Here is a 16379-nt window from a genome sequence, read left to right as displayed (position 1 = left end):
CATGCAGCACCCAAACCCACCAGAAATCCACCTCTTCAGCCCAGCGGCTTAACTAAATGGCATTGCCTCTTGGGCCGTGAGGTCGCCATCGGCGCGAAGCATTCCAGCGTAAGTGTTGATGCCCGGCTTCATGGTGACGGTCAGGCCGCGGGCCTCGATACGGGAACGGAGGAACTCCTCTAGCGCGGCGCCAGCGAGCACCACGGGTGCGGCTATGTGCCTGGGGTCGTCGTCGAGCAGTTGCTGAACCTGTTCCATGAGGTCGGTCGCTGCGGCTATGCGTGCCTCTACCGGAAAGGGACGCACCTGCGCTAGGCCATCTTCTACAAACGCGACCCAGCGGTCCAAGCTCCCTCTGACCTGATCGATCGCCGTCAGGGCGTCGAACTTGGTTGCACGGACCGCGCCCTCGGCTACAGACAGGAATGTTGAGCCGGGCGCCTGAATTCGCAGGAACTCGATCGCGGCCGACACCGGGGCGTAGGCGATGCTGGCCAGCGTGCCCCCCAGGTCTTCCTGCCGGTCTCGGACCAACTGGGCAAGACGGTCCTGCTCATTCTTGGCCCACTGGACGAGTTCTTCCTGCGTCATGCTTCCCCCGGGGTTCAGGCTGCGAGTGCCCATCATGGCGCTGCCACCGTTGGCGATGCACCAGATTTCTACGTGCACCCCCGAGTGGGAGCGGACGGCCCGCGCCGCTAGCCCGGTGTCGCGGACAGGGTGCGTTGTCGGTCCTGAACCGGTCGAAATCCGATAGGCGGAAGGTGTTCGAGCGCTGTACATCCGCCTGAGGCGGTTTCAGGGCCGGAAATGGTAGCGCCTCTGACCGTGTTTCTGCTGGTCAGAGGCTTGGTGGTGGGCAGGGGCGGGGTCGAACCGCCGACCTTCCGCTTTCAGGTCACAACGTCCAAGCGCTGTACTGACCTGCAAAAACCCAGGTCGCTGACGAGCGAGAAGCCGATAAGCGGATTGTGTTCCCCACCAGGCTAACACGCAGCGCTACGACCTACCTACCCAACGTCCACGGTGGCCAAGCCTGACAGTAAAACCATCGCTTGGTCCTGCGAACCGCCAGCGAGCCCTCGGAGAGCTGGTGACCCTTGCGATGATGTTTCACTCACGGCCTTGCCATGACCAGGTTGCCCTTCGGTGCGAAGCTGATCATTCGCGGCCGATCGTGTCCGCCGACAGCCTCATCTAGGGCGTCCAGATAGCTGGCGGCACATGGATCAGGGCCTCTGCTGCCCCACCGCCTGCCGATCTGCCGCACGACAGGCACCCGCAAGGGCCTCCGTCTGGTGTCCAAAGACTAGGCGCCGTCGTAGGTCGAGCCCCAGAGCCCGATATCAACCATGATCACTTCGGACCCACACGATGGCTCCACGACAGCGGCGTCCATCGGCCCTATGGACGCAAGGGGTGTCCGCTCATGCCGAAAGAGGATGCTAAGTGCCGTGAAACAGTTGGAACCGCTCCTTCCGGCGGCGTTCGGCGCCCATTCCACGGTGCCTCGCGACCGCCACAGACGGGCAGTGACCAGCTGCACGGCGCCTGGGAACCTCCGTCATATGTCGGCGATGACGAAGTCACGTCCTCTATTAGAGAAGCCGGATAAAGTCTTCCCTGCGCGTTTTGGCAGCGAGTCAGGCTGGGGGTCGCTTGTGACTGGGCGTCATGCGCTTCTCATCGGAGTCCCTGAGTGCGACGACCGCCGCTTCAGCGACATCGACCGTGTAGTGCGCAGTGATGTCCACCGCGTGGAACACGCCCTTGCCCAGTCCGACTACGAGGTGCGGACGTTCGGCCTCAACGGTGGCAAGGACGAGCCGACGCTAAACCGGGTCAAACGCGAGATCAAGCAAGCATGCGCGCAGGTCCCACGCGGCGGCCTGCTGTTGGTGTACTTCTCCGGTCATGGCGTCAGCGTCGACGGCCGGGACTTCCTCGTGCCGAGTGACGCCCACGCCGACGATCCGGGCACCCTGGTGCCAGTGGTTCCGGCCGATCTCAGCGGCTGCGAGGCGCGGCTAGTCGTCTTCTTCGTCGACGCCTGCCGTGACGACCCCGCGCGAGAGACCGTCCCGGCGGGCGGCCATGTGCCCTTTCCGTCCGGCGGTTCCTTTGTCCTGGTTAACGGATGCGAAGCGGGCCAGCGCTGCCACTACACCGAGACCGGCAGCGTCTTCACCCAGGCCTTGGCACAGGTTTTGGACCGGCGCCACCACGCACGGACGCTCGGCCGGGTCGTCGAGGAAGTGACCCAGGAGGTACAGCGGCGGGCGGCGCGGAACGAGGAACTGCGCCAGTCGCCCAGTGTCCCGCATCCGTCGATGCTGGCCGACGCCAAGGACATTGTCGTCTGCGAGGGCGACGAACTGGCGGGGGCGTGGCAGCGGGCGGCCGAGAGCGCGGACCTGTGGCAGCGGTGTGGCCAGAAGGAGCACGGCCTAGAGGCCACGCGCAGACAGACGCTGGCCTTGGTCGAGGGCTGCGCGCGAGAGTGGCGCGACGCCTACGAGGCTCTCCGTTCACGGACCGGTATCGAAGACCCGTGGTTCGATCAGAACTATCCCGTCCGGGTCCTGGAGGGCGTCGCTCGGCTGCTCGGCGAGCGCCCGTGCCTCACCCCGGCGGAGGCTGCTGTGCTCGTTGCCGCCCCGTTCCTGCGCGAGGTCGTGCTCGTCGAGGGGATCCGGCTGGCGGCGGGTATTCAACCGACCAACTTCACCCGCACCTATCAGGACGGGGCGCGCACGGACCTGGAGTTGACACACGAGGAGCATCAGCAGATGGTTCGCCGGGCCGAGGGGCTGGAGCGGCGTGGTCTGTTCGACGAACGAGACGCGCTCGCAATGTGGCTGGTGCACCAGTGGCTCGCCGCCCGTCAGTCAGTGTGGCTGAACTCGGCCGCCCGTGCCCGCTACCAGGACGGGGCACGCCTGCTGGAACCCGATGCCCGAGGCATGGCACGTGGCGAGATCCTCAAGCTGGTGGAGACGCTGCTGCGTGCGGTGGGTGCTCACCCGGCTGATTCACTCGTGCTGGATGGGCTTTCCGCCCCGTATGTGGACGATCGGTGGCGGGCCCTGGCCTCGTTGCTCTGGCTCGGCGGCATCCTCGCCGCGGACCTGCGCCGGATGCCACCAGTGCTGGCCGACCACATCGGAACTCGGATGGATCTGCCGCTGTCGTCGGTGAAGAACACCGCGGACCAGCTTCGCTGGGAGCATCGCGGCGACCAACTCGACCTGCGGATGTCCTGCCATCACCCGGCTCAATACGCGGTGTTCGAGGACGTCGTCAGCCGCGCCACCGAAGCCCGCAAGAGCATCGCCAAGCTGTCTTTCGATGAAGAGATCGCCGCCGCTCTGCCCGCTGGTTTTACCGACAAAAGCCTGCGACCCGAGACCCGGTCGGACAACACGCTCGCCTTTCAGGTGCCACTCTCGCGCTTCCGGCTCGCCGAGGACAAGATCCGCGAGCTGCTGATGGGGCGCCAGCTCTACGATGACCCTTCGCTGGCGATCCGGGAGCTCTACCAGAACGCGCTGGATGCCTGCCGGTACCGTGATGTCCGGCTCCAGAGCCTAGGTAGCCTGGGCAAAGCTGCGCGCGGGTGGAGTGGCCTGATCCGGTTCCGGCAGGAAGCCGACGAGGACGGCCGGGAGTTCATCGAGTGCCAGGACAACGGTGTCGGGATGGACATCGACACTCTCAAGCAGGTCTTCGCCAGCGCCGGTGAGCGCTTCGTATACAAGGAGTCATTCCGGTCTGAGCAGGCCAGGTGGCAGACGCTGACGCCGCCGTTGCAGGTGTATTCCAACAGCCAGTTCGGCGTTGGCGTTTTCAGCTACTTCATGATCGCCGACGAGATCACCGTGGTGACGCGGCCGGTGGACGTGAACGGGGACCCGGCACGGACGGCCTATCGGATCGACATCGCCAGCAGCGGCAGCCTCTTCCACGTCACCTCGGCGGACGACCAACTACGCGATGGCGGCACCTGCGTTCGCCTGTACCTGTCCACCGACGAAGACGAACGCGTCTCGGCGCTCGCAACGCTGCGCAAACTGCTGTGGATGTCCGACTACCGCGTCGAGGTCACCGGCGAGAGCTCCGCAGAGCGGTGGGAGCCGCACGAGCTGCGCTACCCGGACGAGACGGTGGAGTCGTTGAAGTGCGGGGACGACCTTTGGTGGGTCTCGGACGAGGGCGGTCTGGCTGCCGATGGCATCCGGACCAACGAGGAGATCTTCGGCTTGATCGTCAACCTCCACGGCACCCACCGTCCCCGGTTCACTGTCGACCGCACGAAGCTGCGCGAGTGGCACAAGGACTGGGTCCGCGAGGAGATCGACAAGTCTCTCCCCGAACTTCTGAAGTGGCCAGGTCTCACCCTGTCGTGGCTATGGCAGGTGGCTGAGTCCGCCCCAGAGGTCGCCCAGCAGATCTTCGTACGCTTGGTGGACGAGGACCTGCGTATCCCCATCGGAACCTCCTGGGGCCAGGACGGCAAGGTCTCGGCACGCGACACCGGCTGCTTGCCGCAGGACCAGGAACTGTTCGGGTTTGAGGGCGGCTACAGGCTGTCCGCCCGCTGGTTCGATTCGTGGCGTACCGGCCAGTGGACGCCACGGGTCCCGATCAAGCCCGGCATCCGCGAGCACCCTGTCGCCGCCGCCGGCGCTGGGTTCCCGGTCGTTGACCCGATCGATGCGCAGATGCTGGATCAGTTGTCCCACTGGATCGGGGACGATGCCGTTCCCATCGACAAGATCCTGGAGGCCCTGGCGCACCCCGAGCAGACGATGGCCTACCGGCTTCGTCGTCTTCGCCGCTACGTGATCACCGATCTCGATATCAGCGCGCTGCGCGACTGTCCTTCGCTACCGGTGATCTGTAAGAAGGAGAACCCCCCGCCGGTCCGCGCTTTCGCGGCATGGACTCCGCCCGGCGCGCCGCCACGCCGATGCGTGGCGGGCTGGCTCATCAAGGCATCCCAGGAGCTTGATCGCCCGATGAGTGAAGTGCTGGACCAAGCGGCTGCTCTCATGCCTGCGGACTGGACGGCACCCGACATCGATCTCGGCCCACTCGCCGACTACACCTGCAGCAGTGCCGACGCCAAACTCGTGTCGACCGCCCTGAACGGCGGGCCCCCCTGGATTGATGGCACGCTCGGACCATCGCATCTGGTCGAAGCCGCCGCCACCCTCGGCCGTGAACTCGACAAGGTCCTGGTGCTCTGTGACAAGCTCGCCCCGCTCGGGGTCACCGTTGCAGGCCGGGAGAAATATCGGGAGGGCATGAGCTCCCTCGAAACCGAAGCCCTCCGTCAGATTCGCACCCTGGGTGAGCCCTTGTCGCCACTTCAACTCGTGGTGATCGCAGGCAGGTCAGGACGCTCAGTACGGGAGACCCACCGCTCCCTGAGCGATCTGGAGAAGGCGGGCTTCCTTGTCCGGCCCGACATGACGTCATTCGACGCCCCCGACACCGTGCCCGGCGCGGGAGCGTTGCGATTCATCGACATCCACTTGCAGCGATACCAAGCATCCACCCGTCGCAAAAGTTGGTCCGCGAGGAATCCGTGCGTGCCAATCACGCAAAACTCACAGGGGCGGCGTGTCTCCCAGCGAGTCGCAAGCTGGGCACGTGAAGTCCTTCCCTTCGTCTCCCCCAAGGATCCGGTGACCTACCCTGACCTGATCGGCCTGGCAGACTCCATGTACTGCTCAGTCGGCGAAGCCCGTAGGGCGATGCTCCTTGCGTTTCCTGACGCGGAGGTCCCCGAGCCCACTCCTAACGTTGAGGACCTGACACCGCTCTTCGAGATCGGCTTCGCGCTGGTCAATACCCCATGGCGGGCCGCAAAGAAGCCGACGGACTGGGACATCACCGCCAGGTCCATCGTCGAGGGCACGTTCGCCTCCGGCCGGTCCCTCGGAGAGTTCCTACAAATGCTCCTCCCGTACCGAGAACTCGGGGCACCGGTCCCACACCCGGATGAGAAGACCTTGGAAGCTCTCTGCGAGGTTTACCCGGACGAGTACGACGAAGACATACTGACCGCCTTTGACCAAGATAGGGATGAGGTTCCCGTCTCGGAGTTCGACGCATTACTGCTGGTGCGGACGGCGGGACGGCTGGGATGGGCGCCGGCGGAGGCGCATCGGCGACTAGCCCGGCTAGTGCCGATCGGGGTGACGCTGTCGTACCCGGTGGAAGGCTGCCATGACGAAATCGTGCGCTGGCAGGATCTGCTGCTGCTCACCGAATGCTTCGACGGCTACCCGCCCGCCATCTCCGGGCAAGTGACACGGGCGCACGTCGAACGAGCCGCCGCCGAGACTGGGGAGCCCGCCGACTGGATCGTCAACCAACTGCTGCTGTACGCGACACTGTTCGAGCTCGACCTGGGAAGTGTCGTTGCCTGAAATGGATCACCACCAAGACCGCACCTACGCCGAGACGGACTTCCCCGCGCAGACCGAGTTCACCATCACCAGGTCGTCCGAGGGCTTGGAGGTCACCGGGACCTGCCCGGCGTGCGGCGGACTGACGAGCATGACGTTCGACTACGGCCCGCCCGACGGGGTGAAGGGCCTGTTCCGCAACAAGAACTCCGCATCCTTGCCGGAGACGGTCACGGTCTACTGCGAATGCGGATACGTGCACGCCAACCGCCCAGAAAGCGCCCTTGACCGGGGCTGCGGCGCCTTCTGGAAAGTCAAGATGCCATGAGCCTCGACGACAAGCGCTGGGCCCAGAAAGCTCAAGAACTGAAGTTCACCCAGCTCGACTCGGCCCGCAAGCAGGCCGAGGGCTGGCGTACCGGACTCGGCGGCCTGACCGCGCTGCTGAGCGCAGTGCTGGTCCTGAAGGGCCGCGACAACATCACCACGCTGGTCCCGGAGGCCCAATGGGCCGTCGTCGCCCTGCTGGGTGTAGCGCTGGCGATGCTGGTAACGGCAACGCTGCTGGCGGTCAGGGCGGCGTCGGGCAGGCCAGGCCAGAGGCACCTGCGCACCGGGGAGAGGCTCCAGTGGTGGACGCGCCAGGAGGTCCGGCGCATCGCGCGGGCGATCCGCTGGGCCGCGTGGCTCGCCGCGCTTGCCATCGCCTGCGTGGCATCCGCGATCGGGACGACCTGGCTGGCACCAGCGGCCAAGCCCGACCCTGCCCTTGTGGAGGTCCGGCACCAGACCGGTCGAGTGTGCGGCGAACTGATCGGCGCCGCCAGCCACAACCTAACCCTCAAGACCACCGACCGCACTGACACGATCGCCCTGGCCACCGTGGTCTCAGTACGCCCAGTCGACAAGTGCTCCTGACCGAGGCGATCGACGATATTGATCTGATTCGGTGATCGTCATAAACGCACTCTTCTGCCCGAAGATCGCGTGGGAGCGCGGTTCGTCCGTGCTCCTAGGAGTTGGCCACTCGAGCTCGGGAACGCGGCAGAATTTATACCAGTCTTTAACAAGCCGTATGACCGTAAGTGAGTGAACCGAAATATGGCGATTACCACGGTTGAGAGTTGCTCGACATTGTTCGCACGTTAGATACCAACCTGTCTGTTCCAGTCACGCACGTACATCTCAAGGCGTGCAAACTCTGCGGCAGACAGCATCCGATTGTGCGCGACAAAGTTACGCGCCCGCTCCAGCTCATCAAATCTTTGCTTAAGCCAGTGCTGCGAAGGCACTAGATCCGCAAAGTCATTCCAATTATGAGTGATAATATCACATAGGCCACCAAAATCAACGAAACCAAGAGTGTCCTGATTCACCCCTTCAAGCCATGAGTTCTTCTGAGCGTCATTCATTCGTGTCTGTGCCGTGTTGCGTACTTTGGTTGGCACCTTGGCCGTGTTCCACCAATCGGGATCTTGCTCGCTGAGTCGAGCTTGGATAAGTTCCCGAACAGAGTTTTCGAAGCAGTAGAGGGTGGCGTAGAGTCGTCCCATGCGAACTGCTTCGTTGCGCAAGTTGAGCGGAAACGGCGCGAGGCTTTCTTCTAGAAGATTTTCCTCTGCCCCTCTTTCATCCATGCCAACCCTGACGCCAGCTTGCCGGAAATTCTCTGCCTCCGCCTCCAGCATTATGCTACGAAAAAGCCAGCTCCTCAGGGCGTCGTGCGCACTCATGTCAGAAGATTGTCACGAAGTGATCTGAATATCGCATTGAAGACCTCAATATCCTTGGTAGCCGGTAGGTGGATCTGTATTGTGTAGTGCAGCTCCGTGGTGAGGACTGAGGACTTTGTGCTGAGCGTTGGCTGAGTCGTCTCCACACTCACTTCGCGAAACCGATCACTATTTTCATCGCCCTCTACCTCGCGACCCCTATCCCGACCACTCGCAAGGACTGCTTTCGACAGCAGAGCCATAAAAGTCATTGCCTGCAATTGGGCAACCCGGTCCGAAGAGTTATGCTTGGACTTAAAAAGCCCCTCAATAGCTGGCCGGTCAGCGGGAGTTGGAATCTCTCTAATTCGAAAGATGTCGCCATAAGCTTCTCGCAGACTTTCCCCCATGACTTCTTTAGAGCGTGAGCGGTCACGATATTCTTGATATCGAACTGTCGGGGTTCCGTCTGCCGTCAGGAACTTAAGATCTTTGAGAACCGGAATCAGAGCGCGGTCATTGCTGCTAGTGAATCCAATGCTTTTCAGGTGTTCGGCATTGAACTTGTCAGGAGCTACTCCCTCGACCATCCTGTCGAGGATCGGGCCCAGGTTCTTAGTCGACGCAAGATAGCGCTTGGTAAGCATGAACGACCTCCGAACACACTGGATACTATGACGATACCGCCGATGTAGCGGCATCGTCACCCATGTTTCGACTACTGCAACGCGTTCGCGAATGCGAAAGTTTGTTCTATATGCAGACTTAAACGATCTTCGCGGACCCGCAAGGACGGCGGGTTAGATGGAAAGCGTCTCTCAGGCCGTCGATATCGGCTGCGGGCGCTCGACACGGCGCGACAGGGCCGCAGTCGAGGTTGCCGTAGGCGGCGTTCATCAGGGAGCGGTACTCGTGGGGGCGAACTTCGGTGCGGTAGGTGGTGGTGTGGCGGTCGTGTAGGTCGGCGCCCAGGGAGATCGACAGGCGTTCGGTCATGCGGCGGGTGAGGGTGTCCTTGTCGAGCAGGGCCCAGCCGGACAGGTCTGAGAGGAAGCGGGCGAACTCGGTTTTGCCGGATCCGGCGTAGCCGCCCACCAGGACCAGCACGGGGTTGGCTCCGACGTTGGCAACGTTGCGGGCGTGCCAGGCAGAACGGACCTCCTGCGCGACGCACCGAGCGCACACCGCCGTCTCATCGGCGTCGCCTTCGACGGGCTCCACCGTGCACCCCAAACCGCCTTGCCAGAGCAACCTCCGTCTTCCCGACCCCATGGAAGGTCGCCAGACCGACCGGCCCTGAGCAGCACACCCCACGCCGACGAGCCGGATCCAACCCCTGAAGGGTGTTGTGCCTGCGGGCACTACCCGCTTCGCTGGCATCCGCTCACGCCGCTGAGCCCGTGGGAGCGAGGTCCGCCCCGCGCTCGCGGGAGTCGGCCATGAGAGCTGGTGACGGTGATGGTCGAGCAGTTCAGCTTGGCGCGCTGCCGGTCCTGGACTGGTCGAAACCCGATAGGCGGAAGGTGTTCGAGCGCTGTACATACGCCTGAGGCGGTTTCAGAGCCGGAAATGGGAGTGCCTCTGACCATGTTTCTGCTGGTCAGAGGCTTGGTGGTGGGCAGGGGCGGGGTCGAACCGCCGACCTTCCCCTTTTCAGGTCACAACATCCAAGCGCTGTACTGACCTGCGAAAACCCAGGTCGCTCACGAGCGAGAAGCCGATAAGCGGATTGTGTTCTCCATCAGGCTAACACGCAACGCTACGATCTACCTACCCAACGTCTGCAGTGGTCAAGCCTGACGACGGAACCATCGCCTGGGTACTGCGACCGTCAGCGAGCCCCTGAGAGCCTGTGACTCTGCGGACGTATTTCGTAGCTCACGAGGTTGCCCCGATCGGGTCGCTCTTCGCACGAAGTTGATCGTTCGCGGCTCGGTCGTGTCTGCCGCCAGCGCGCCGCCCTCATCCAGTGCCTCCAGGTACTGGACGGCACGTGGACACGGACCTCTACCGCTCAACCGCCTGCTGATCTGCCACAGGACAGGCATCCGCACGACACTCGTCCGGTGTTCAAGGCGAGACGCCGTCGCAGAGTCAAGCCCCGGGCCGAGATCGATCATGATCACGTCTACACCGAGCACGATGACTCGCACCACACAGGCGTCCATCGATCCATCAACCCCCAAGAGCGCCCGAGACATCCGCTAATGCCGATGAGCGGACGGCGTGCAGCGTAGCGGGCTCCATAGCCACCGCCTCCCCACAGGCTCGGCTTGGGGATGGAGCACGGTTTCGGGAATGCTGCAGGAATTCGACACGCCCTCGGGCACGGAAACTGTGCATGTCCGGCATCATGGCGCTACCCCAGCCTGGGCGTACCGAGACCGGACACCACGAACTCATGGGTTGTTCCGCAGGAGGCCACACTGTGGGCGAGCAACCCCATCCGAAGGTGAACTTGCTCAAGATCCGATCAGCGAGAGTAGCCCGACGGGGTTACTCGGTTTCCCGTCACGATCCCGGCTACGACATAGCGATCCTTGGTGGCGCCCTGGGGGCGGTGACTAGCCAGCCAGGTGAGTTCGTCTACACGCATGGTGCCGCTGCTCGAAGTCTTGGACGTCAGGTCGAGAACGAGAAGCTGCCCGAAAGGCGCATTGGTGTTCGTGTATTCGGCCGCTTGAGCCAGATATTTGCCTTCGAGATAGGAACGGCTGTTGTCTGCGTCCTCCTGCTTCATCTCCGTGAGATAGCGCAGCGAACCGAAGTGGACCATCACATCCGCGCGTCCCATTCCAACATTGATGGGTTCAACTTGAACCACACCCTGAAGAGATCCACTTTGAAGCCATTGATGGAAATCCCTCTGTAGGTCTCCTTCGTTAGGGCTTCGCTGCCCCGCATCCGGCTTGCGGCGATAGTCGTAGGGCGGGTCGCCCTTCTTCCCCGAGCCGAAGATGCTGGTTCGGGTCAGGTCGGCCCGGCTCTTGAGGAAGAGCAGGGTCTGGGTGATCAGGACGCTGAAGGTCTGCCGGATGTAGCCGGTGAAAGACTCGTGCGAGGAAAGTTCGGCGATGAGGCTATCGAGAAGCGGAACTATGAGCGGGTCGGTAGCCTGGAGGCGCGCGGCGTCGCTGTCGTAGGCGATACCCTCGACGCAGACCAGGCCAGCGTCGTCGAGACGCTCGGCGAGCTTCAGGGATCGCGTCGTTCCGAGGGTGCGCAGCAGAGTCGGCGCGAGCCGATACAGTCGCTCTGCGCCTGGTTCCGTGTCGGAATCGTCGTCTCCGTCGACCTCGTTCGTCTCACCGTCGCATGGGTCACTGTGGGTTTCGCGAGCTTCGATCCGGGCGAGGATCGAGGTCGCGGTTGCCGTATCGAAAATCGGCCCCGGATAGTCCTGTGGCTGAGTGACGGCGTGCCGAAGTGCACTGAAGAATGCCTCTCTGCGCAGGAACCCGTCATCGATCGCTGGCTCTACAAACGCAATTAGCCCAGGCACCGTGTCATTTTCGGTGAGTGGACGGATGGAGCGGGTGGCGCGATATGCCGCCAGTACCGCATCCAGCGCCTGCCAGGAATCCATCCATACTTCGACCGAGAACAGATCCGCAGCGGTTTTCAGCTGCAGCAGAAGTTCTGACCATGCAATTTCGGCTGCCAGGCGTGGCTGGAGCCAAGAGGGCTTGTGCGTGGCGCGTAGCCAGGCGTGTCGGCGCTCCATTACGTGTTCAATGCGCTCCACAGCCGAGGCGACCAGAGAGGCGTTGTGAGCGACGAATCCCAAGACGGCGTCACAGACGGCCAGGTAGATCGCAGCGTCGTCGCGAGTTTCCTCAGCGGCTTCTGCAGCGGCGAAGTAAGAGCGGGCCTTGCTGATCGTGGTGCCAACCTCGGCTATGTCCGTCGCGGACAGAGCACCGCGCAGGTGATCGCAACCGAGTTCGAACATTGCGTCCACATCGGCTGCTTCGATGACCGACAGGCGTTGCAGCAGTTCTCTGGCGGCGGCCGAAACGTTGGTCTCGCTCTGCGCCCAGCAGTCGAGTGCCACCCCCAGGATGCGTGGAAGACGCTCGAGGAAGTCCTCTGGGCTGTCTGAAGGTATCTCTTCCAGTATCTCCCACACCCGGTAGGGCCGCACTGCCTTCGCGACGGCCAGCCTGACCGCGCCCTCGAGCTGAGCAGCAGCCAGGAGCGGTAGCCGGGTGATGTTGTTGGTGAAGTCGTCGAGCAGGGCTTCGTTCAGGGGCCGGGCCAATGCGCTTACGGTGACAGCACTGCCCAGCAGGGACTCGAAGGCCGCGGTGAAGGCCAAGAGGCTGCGCTGCCGGGCGAACCCGGCCGGAAACGTGGCGGCCACGTCCATCCACGTTGCGTCGGACACCTCATAGGCATGGACCACGGCCTCAGCCAGGACTGGCGCGAGGGGTCCTGCAGCAACGTCCGCCATCTGCTGGCGCACGGCATCGACCTGCATGCCGATACTGCGGAAGGTGACGGCTCGCTCCCCTGCCGCGGCCAGGTCGTTGAGACGATCGACCAGCTGCGTCATGGACCGTCTCCTTCTAGATGCTTCACCACAGTGGTTTCCCGTCTTGCGCCTCGATGACATTCTGAGCCGGGAGCACATCGTGGGCCAGCTCGAAGTCGGCTGTTGTGACCAACACCTGAAGCTGGTTGGCCTCCGCCACAGCGTTCAATTCCTGCAGGAGCAGATGGATGTCGACATCCTGAATCTCCTCGGCCTTGGGACTGTCGATCAGCAGAAGGCCCGGATGCGTCGACACCTGATGCTTCGCTCCTACCCGCAGCAAGGCCATGATCACCGCTATCCGCAGGCGCAGTCTCTCGCCCGCGACCTGATCGCTAAAGGTGCGGATGTGCCCTCCGTCAGAGGTGATCTCGAGGTGAGCCGCCCTATTGATCCGCACCGACTCCAATGAAGCGAACCCGAACTTCCTGCCCAGATCGGCGATCTGGGCGTCCAGATCGGCGAAGAGCTTCTCAGCTTCCCTTGAGTGATCATCTTCCAGGATGCGCGCACCTGCCCGAAGCACCTTGATCGCCAAGTCTTCGGCGGGATCATCCGGCGAGGGCGGAATATCGGGCAGGACGCTCAACGCGCCTTCGAGGCGAAGCACTTCCTCCCGGGCATGGGCGCGCTCGGGCACCTGGGCGACCGAGTCAGCCTGCCTTAGTTCGTTCTGAGCGGACTGCAACGCAGCGAAAAGCTCGGTGAGTTCGGTCTCTGCGCTGTCAAGCGCCTCCTTCGCGACCCTTTCCGCGTCAGTACTGGTCTTGAGACGATCTTCCGCTTCCACGAGGACCTCTTCAGGCGCCTCGTCGTCGCCCTCCACGAGACGCGTGCATACCGCGCAGCTGTGGGTGTCACGCTCAAGCTGCCGGCGTTGGGAGATAATTTCCTGATCGCATCGAGGGCACGCCTTGGGGTCAAGGCCATGGAACAGCAGCCGGGCTGTGGCGCTCTCTCGGACGTCGTTCAGCAGCTTCTGGTCGCGCTGACGCTGCCTCCGCGCTTGCCGATGCGCGCGCATGAGCTCATCCCATGCCTCTTGGCTGTCGGCGACCGACCTCGACAGGCGCACGGTAGCCGCGGCTAGATCGGCTAGCGAGATCTGATCGGAATCCGACGTTCCGGCCGGTGATAGAGCAGCAAGTCGGACTCGAGCGGCCTCCAGCTCTGCTTCGAGGCGCTCGCGCTCAGAAGACCGCTGCTGCTGGGCGACGGTCGCATCGCGCTGTCGTCGCTTCCGCGCCGCCGCCATGAGCTCCGCATGCGTCTTGACTTTCGTCAGCGTGCCAGCGGCCGGGAGATCGAGAAACACCTGCAGAAGCCGGCCAGGCAATCCGGACATGACCACGTCACCGAGCAGAGCCGCCGACCGTGCCGCTGGAAGGTAGATCGCCCCGAAGTACGCCGGCCAGCCGTGTGCTACTGCTGAGGTTCCCTCCTTGGCGCTGATGAGGGGATGCAGGTCCATCCACTCCATCATGAGCGCCTGCACCTGATCTGCGTAGCTGGCTGAACTGCTCGCACGCAGGAGAGGGACAACTCCGCGCCCGGGGTCGGGCTCCCGTGTGAAACCCAATGTAGCGATGTCAGGGCCCATCATGACGACGGCAGAGGTGACCTCCTCGTTCTCGAGATTCAGCCTGAAGCCCATGGGCTGTCCTGCGACCGTCGCGTCAAGGTCCACCTCGCGAAGCCAGTGGATCGCGCCGCTTTTCTCGCGTGGCGTTCCTCGAAGAATCCAAGTGAGGAGTTCCAGGACGCTCGTCTTCCCACGAAGGTTTGCCGCCACCAGGGCTGTCAGTCCCTCCGCGAACGGCAACGTCGTGTCGAACGGGCCGGGCTCCAGCCCGCCAGTCCGCTCTCCTGCCAGACGCAAGCGGTGAAGCCTCAAGGGCCGCGGCCGCGCCGGCGGCGTCAGCAAGGGAATTCCCTGAGACTCGAAGACCACCCGAACCTCATCGACGGTGGCACGGGCCCGGACGGCGATGCGCGCCTCCAGCGAGTTCTCGTCAGTCATCGATGAGACCTTCCTGCGCCGCCGCACATGCCTGACGCAACGTCTCGAGCCGCGCTCGGGCTCGCACGCTTACCGAACCGATCCGGTCGCCGCGAGCCGCCTCCGCGTACTCCCTCTGCAGGTACTGCTGCTTCTTCAGCTGGCTGCCGCCACGACCATCAGCCAGGTCAAGCACCAACGCGACCCGATCCACGTAGTACTGAAAATCGGACGCTTCTCTGATGAGCTCGCGAGCCACGTCGCGACCCGCCGCCAACAGGTAGTAGTCGTGCTGACGTACCCGGTTCACGGTCCCGCGCCTACGTCGAACCAGGAGGCCAGCGCTGCGCAAAACGGCGAGCGCGTCATCCAGGGGCTCATAGGCGCCAAAATGATGTCGAAGCATGGGATAGCGCCGAACCTCTGGTTCCTCCGAATCAAGGATGAGGCCGGCCAGCTCCAGCAGCCGCCGCTCCCCGCTCTCTTCGTACTTCGTCAGAAGCTCATCAGCGAGATAGTCGGGATTGCGCAGCCAAAAGTCCAGTTTTTGGAGACGGACCTGCGTCCTAACGACACCCACTGCTTCTCCGAGACCAGGCTGAGCTAGATCAACCTCAGGCACCGACTCACAGACACCGTCGATGAGCAGCAGCAGCCGCACGGCATCTTGTTCCCGGCTGGTAACCCGCTCGTCGGCATCCGGCAGCTGCGATCCCTGATCCACTGCACCAGACTAGGCACTTAGTAGCTGCCACAACACCCTCCGCGCATCTCAAAAGAGTTGACGCTTCAGGCCAGCCGGATTTCCAAAACGCCTCCGACGCGAACGTTCAGGCCAAGATCACATGAGAGGGGGTGTTCAGCGATGACTATGTTCCGTAATCAGTGGTAGCTCTCCGTGAATTTTGGGGAGAAGGATGCGGCGACGGAGGAGTCCAAGCCTGGCCCGTGCTCACCCGGTGTTCGAGGGAAGTCCAAGTGCGAACGTCCGGGTTTCGGCAGTGTCTTGCGGAGTTCGCCGTTCGCTCATGCCGCCGAGCGTGTGGGATCGGGGGTTCGTCCCGTGCTCGCAGGGCCGACCCTGCGAGCCGGGAAACGTGGCGGCCGAGGAGTTCAACTTGGGTGCGCTGTCGGTCCTGGGCTGGTCGAAATTCGATATCGGGGCCGGAAAGGAGAGTGCCCCTGACCGCGTTTTAGCTGGTCACAGGCTTGGCGGTGGGCAGGGTCGGGGTCGAACCGCCGACCTTCGCTTTTCAGAAGTAACAACCACCCTGCCGCGTTGATGTCCACCGAGGTCGGACGGTGCCTGACATGTGCCCGAGGTGGCGGTTGATTGCCGCCGTTGTCGTCAGGGCTGTCGTCAGCCTTGGCGGCCCTGAGCTGCTAGTCCTCGGCGCCTTCGTCGGCTTGGACGAGCAGCTCGTCAACGTCCAGAGCAGCATGACGGGCAAGGGCCGTCACGAGCGTGAGCGTCTGACTTCCGGTGTCCACGAGCGCGAGCATCTCCTCATCGTGCCGACCACCCCCGCGCCACGACGGCCCGGAGCCTCATCTCGATCTCGCTGAGCAATGCCGCCACAGTCGCCCCTTGCCCTGCCTACACCCCTCACGGTCATCGCACGTGTCACACGGCGCTGAGGTCGCACGTCGATGTGAGCTTCCCCCCGTTCTCCGGACACCTGGCCTGAGGTCACCGGCGATCATCAGGAAGGATGTCG

The 16379-nt window shown here is 63.3% G+C and carries 10 protein-coding genes; 3 read left to right on the top strand and 7 right to left on the bottom strand.

Annotated features, from left to right (window positions below):
- Positions 1 to 48 precede the first annotated feature (48 nt).
- Entirely contained in the window at positions 49 to 591 is a 543-nt protein-coding gene (locus ABD808_RS31730; RefSeq protein ID WP_344904714.1) for a hypothetical protein, read from the bottom strand.
- A gap of 1145 nt (positions 592 to 1736) precedes the next feature.
- Here ABD808_RS31730 and ABD808_RS31725 point away from each other — a divergent pair.
- The 3 genes from ABD808_RS31725 to ABD808_RS31715 are packed head-to-tail and all read left to right on the top strand — an operon-like array spanning position 1737 to position 7334.
- Positions 1737 to 6437 carry an HD domain-containing protein gene (locus tag ABD808_RS31725; RefSeq protein WP_344904711.1) on the top strand — a complete coding sequence of 1567 codons (4701 nt, stop codon included), beginning with the start codon at positions 1737 to 1739 and terminating at the stop codon, positions 6435 to 6437.
- A gap of 1 nt (position 6438) precedes the next feature.
- The gene (locus ABD808_RS31720) at positions 6439 to 6744 is read left to right on the top strand and encodes a hypothetical protein (protein WP_344904708.1); all 306 of its coding nucleotides are present in this window, start codon (positions 6439 to 6441) and stop codon (positions 6742 to 6744) included.
- The gene (locus ABD808_RS31715; protein WP_344904705.1) at positions 6741 to 7334 is read left to right on the top strand and encodes a VirB8/TrbF family protein; all 594 of its coding nucleotides are present in this window, start codon (positions 6741 to 6743) and stop codon (positions 7332 to 7334) included. The genes ABD808_RS31720 and ABD808_RS31715 overlap by 4 nt, the downstream gene beginning before the upstream one ends.
- 227 nt (positions 7335 to 7561) lie before the next feature.
- Here ABD808_RS31715 and ABD808_RS31710 read toward each other — a convergent pair whose 3' ends face one another.
- The 6 genes from ABD808_RS31710 to ABD808_RS31685 all read right to left on the bottom strand — a co-directional run bounded on the left by ABD808_RS31710 (position 7562) and on the right by ABD808_RS31685 (position 15385).
- Positions 7562 to 8104 (bottom strand): Swt1 family HEPN domain-containing protein, encoded by a 543-nt coding sequence (locus ABD808_RS31710; protein ID WP_344904702.1) that lies wholly within the window; start codon positions 8102 to 8104, stop codon positions 7562 to 7564.
- A gap of 41 nt (positions 8105 to 8145) precedes the next feature.
- On the bottom strand, positions 8146 to 8775 hold the full coding sequence (locus ABD808_RS31705) for a DUF5343 domain-containing protein (protein ID WP_344904699.1): 630 nt from the start codon (positions 8773 to 8775) through the stop codon (positions 8146 to 8148).
- Between the two features lie 118 nt (positions 8776 to 8893).
- The gene (locus ABD808_RS31700; RefSeq protein ID WP_344904696.1) at positions 8894 to 9349 is read right to left on the bottom strand and encodes a P-loop nucleotide/nucleoside kinase family protein; all 456 of its coding nucleotides are present in this window, start codon (positions 9347 to 9349) and stop codon (positions 8894 to 8896) included.
- A gap of 1252 nt (positions 9350 to 10601) precedes the next feature.
- Entirely contained in the window at positions 10602 to 12683 is a 2082-nt protein-coding gene (locus ABD808_RS31695) for a hypothetical protein (RefSeq protein WP_344904693.1), read from the bottom strand.
- Positions 12684 to 12705: 22 nt separating this feature from the next.
- Positions 12706 to 14682 carry a hypothetical protein gene (locus ABD808_RS31690; RefSeq protein ID WP_344904690.1) on the bottom strand — a complete coding sequence of 659 codons (1977 nt, stop codon included), beginning with the start codon at positions 14680 to 14682 and terminating at the stop codon, positions 12706 to 12708.
- A complete protein-coding gene (locus ABD808_RS31685; RefSeq protein WP_344904687.1) occupies positions 14675 to 15385 on the bottom strand; it encodes a hypothetical protein in 711 nt (236 codons plus the stop codon). Before ABD808_RS31685 ends, ABD808_RS31690 begins: the two co-directional genes overlap by 8 nt.
- Positions 15386 to 16379 lie beyond the last annotated feature (994 nt).

This window comes from Actinomadura meridiana (assembly GCF_039537545.1).
GTDB lineage: Bacteria > Actinomycetota > Actinomycetes > Streptosporangiales > Streptosporangiaceae > Spirillospora > Spirillospora meridiana.
Note: the sequence above shows the minus strand (reverse complement) of the source record. Positions and strands in the feature narration are given on the sequence as shown.

Excerpts from the sequence above, each read along its gene's own strand:
- ABD808_RS31730 (WP_344904714.1), bottom strand. The coding sequence starts at position 591 with ATGACGCAGGAAGAACTCGTCCAGTGGGCCAAGAATGAGCAGGACCGT.
- ABD808_RS31720 (WP_344904708.1), top strand. The coding sequence starts at position 6,439 with ATGGATCACCACCAAGACCGCACCTACGCCGAGACGGACTTCCCCGCG.
- ABD808_RS31715 (WP_344904705.1), top strand. The coding sequence starts at position 6,741 with ATGAGCCTCGACGACAAGCGCTGGGCCCAGAAAGCTCAAGAACTGAAG.
- ABD808_RS31710 (WP_344904702.1), bottom strand. The coding sequence starts at position 8,104 with ATGCTGGAGGCGGAGGCAGAGAATTTCCGGCAAGCTGGCGTCAGGGTT.
- ABD808_RS31705 (WP_344904699.1), bottom strand. The coding sequence starts at position 8,775 with ATGCTTACCAAGCGCTATCTTGCGTCGACTAAGAACCTGGGCCCGATC.
- ABD808_RS31695 (WP_344904693.1), bottom strand. The coding sequence starts at position 12,683 with ATGACGCAGCTGGTCGATCGTCTCAACGACCTGGCCGCGGCAGGGGAG.
- ABD808_RS31690 (WP_344904690.1), bottom strand. The coding sequence starts at position 14,682 with ATGACTGACGAGAACTCGCTGGAGGCGCGCATCGCCGTCCGGGCCCGT.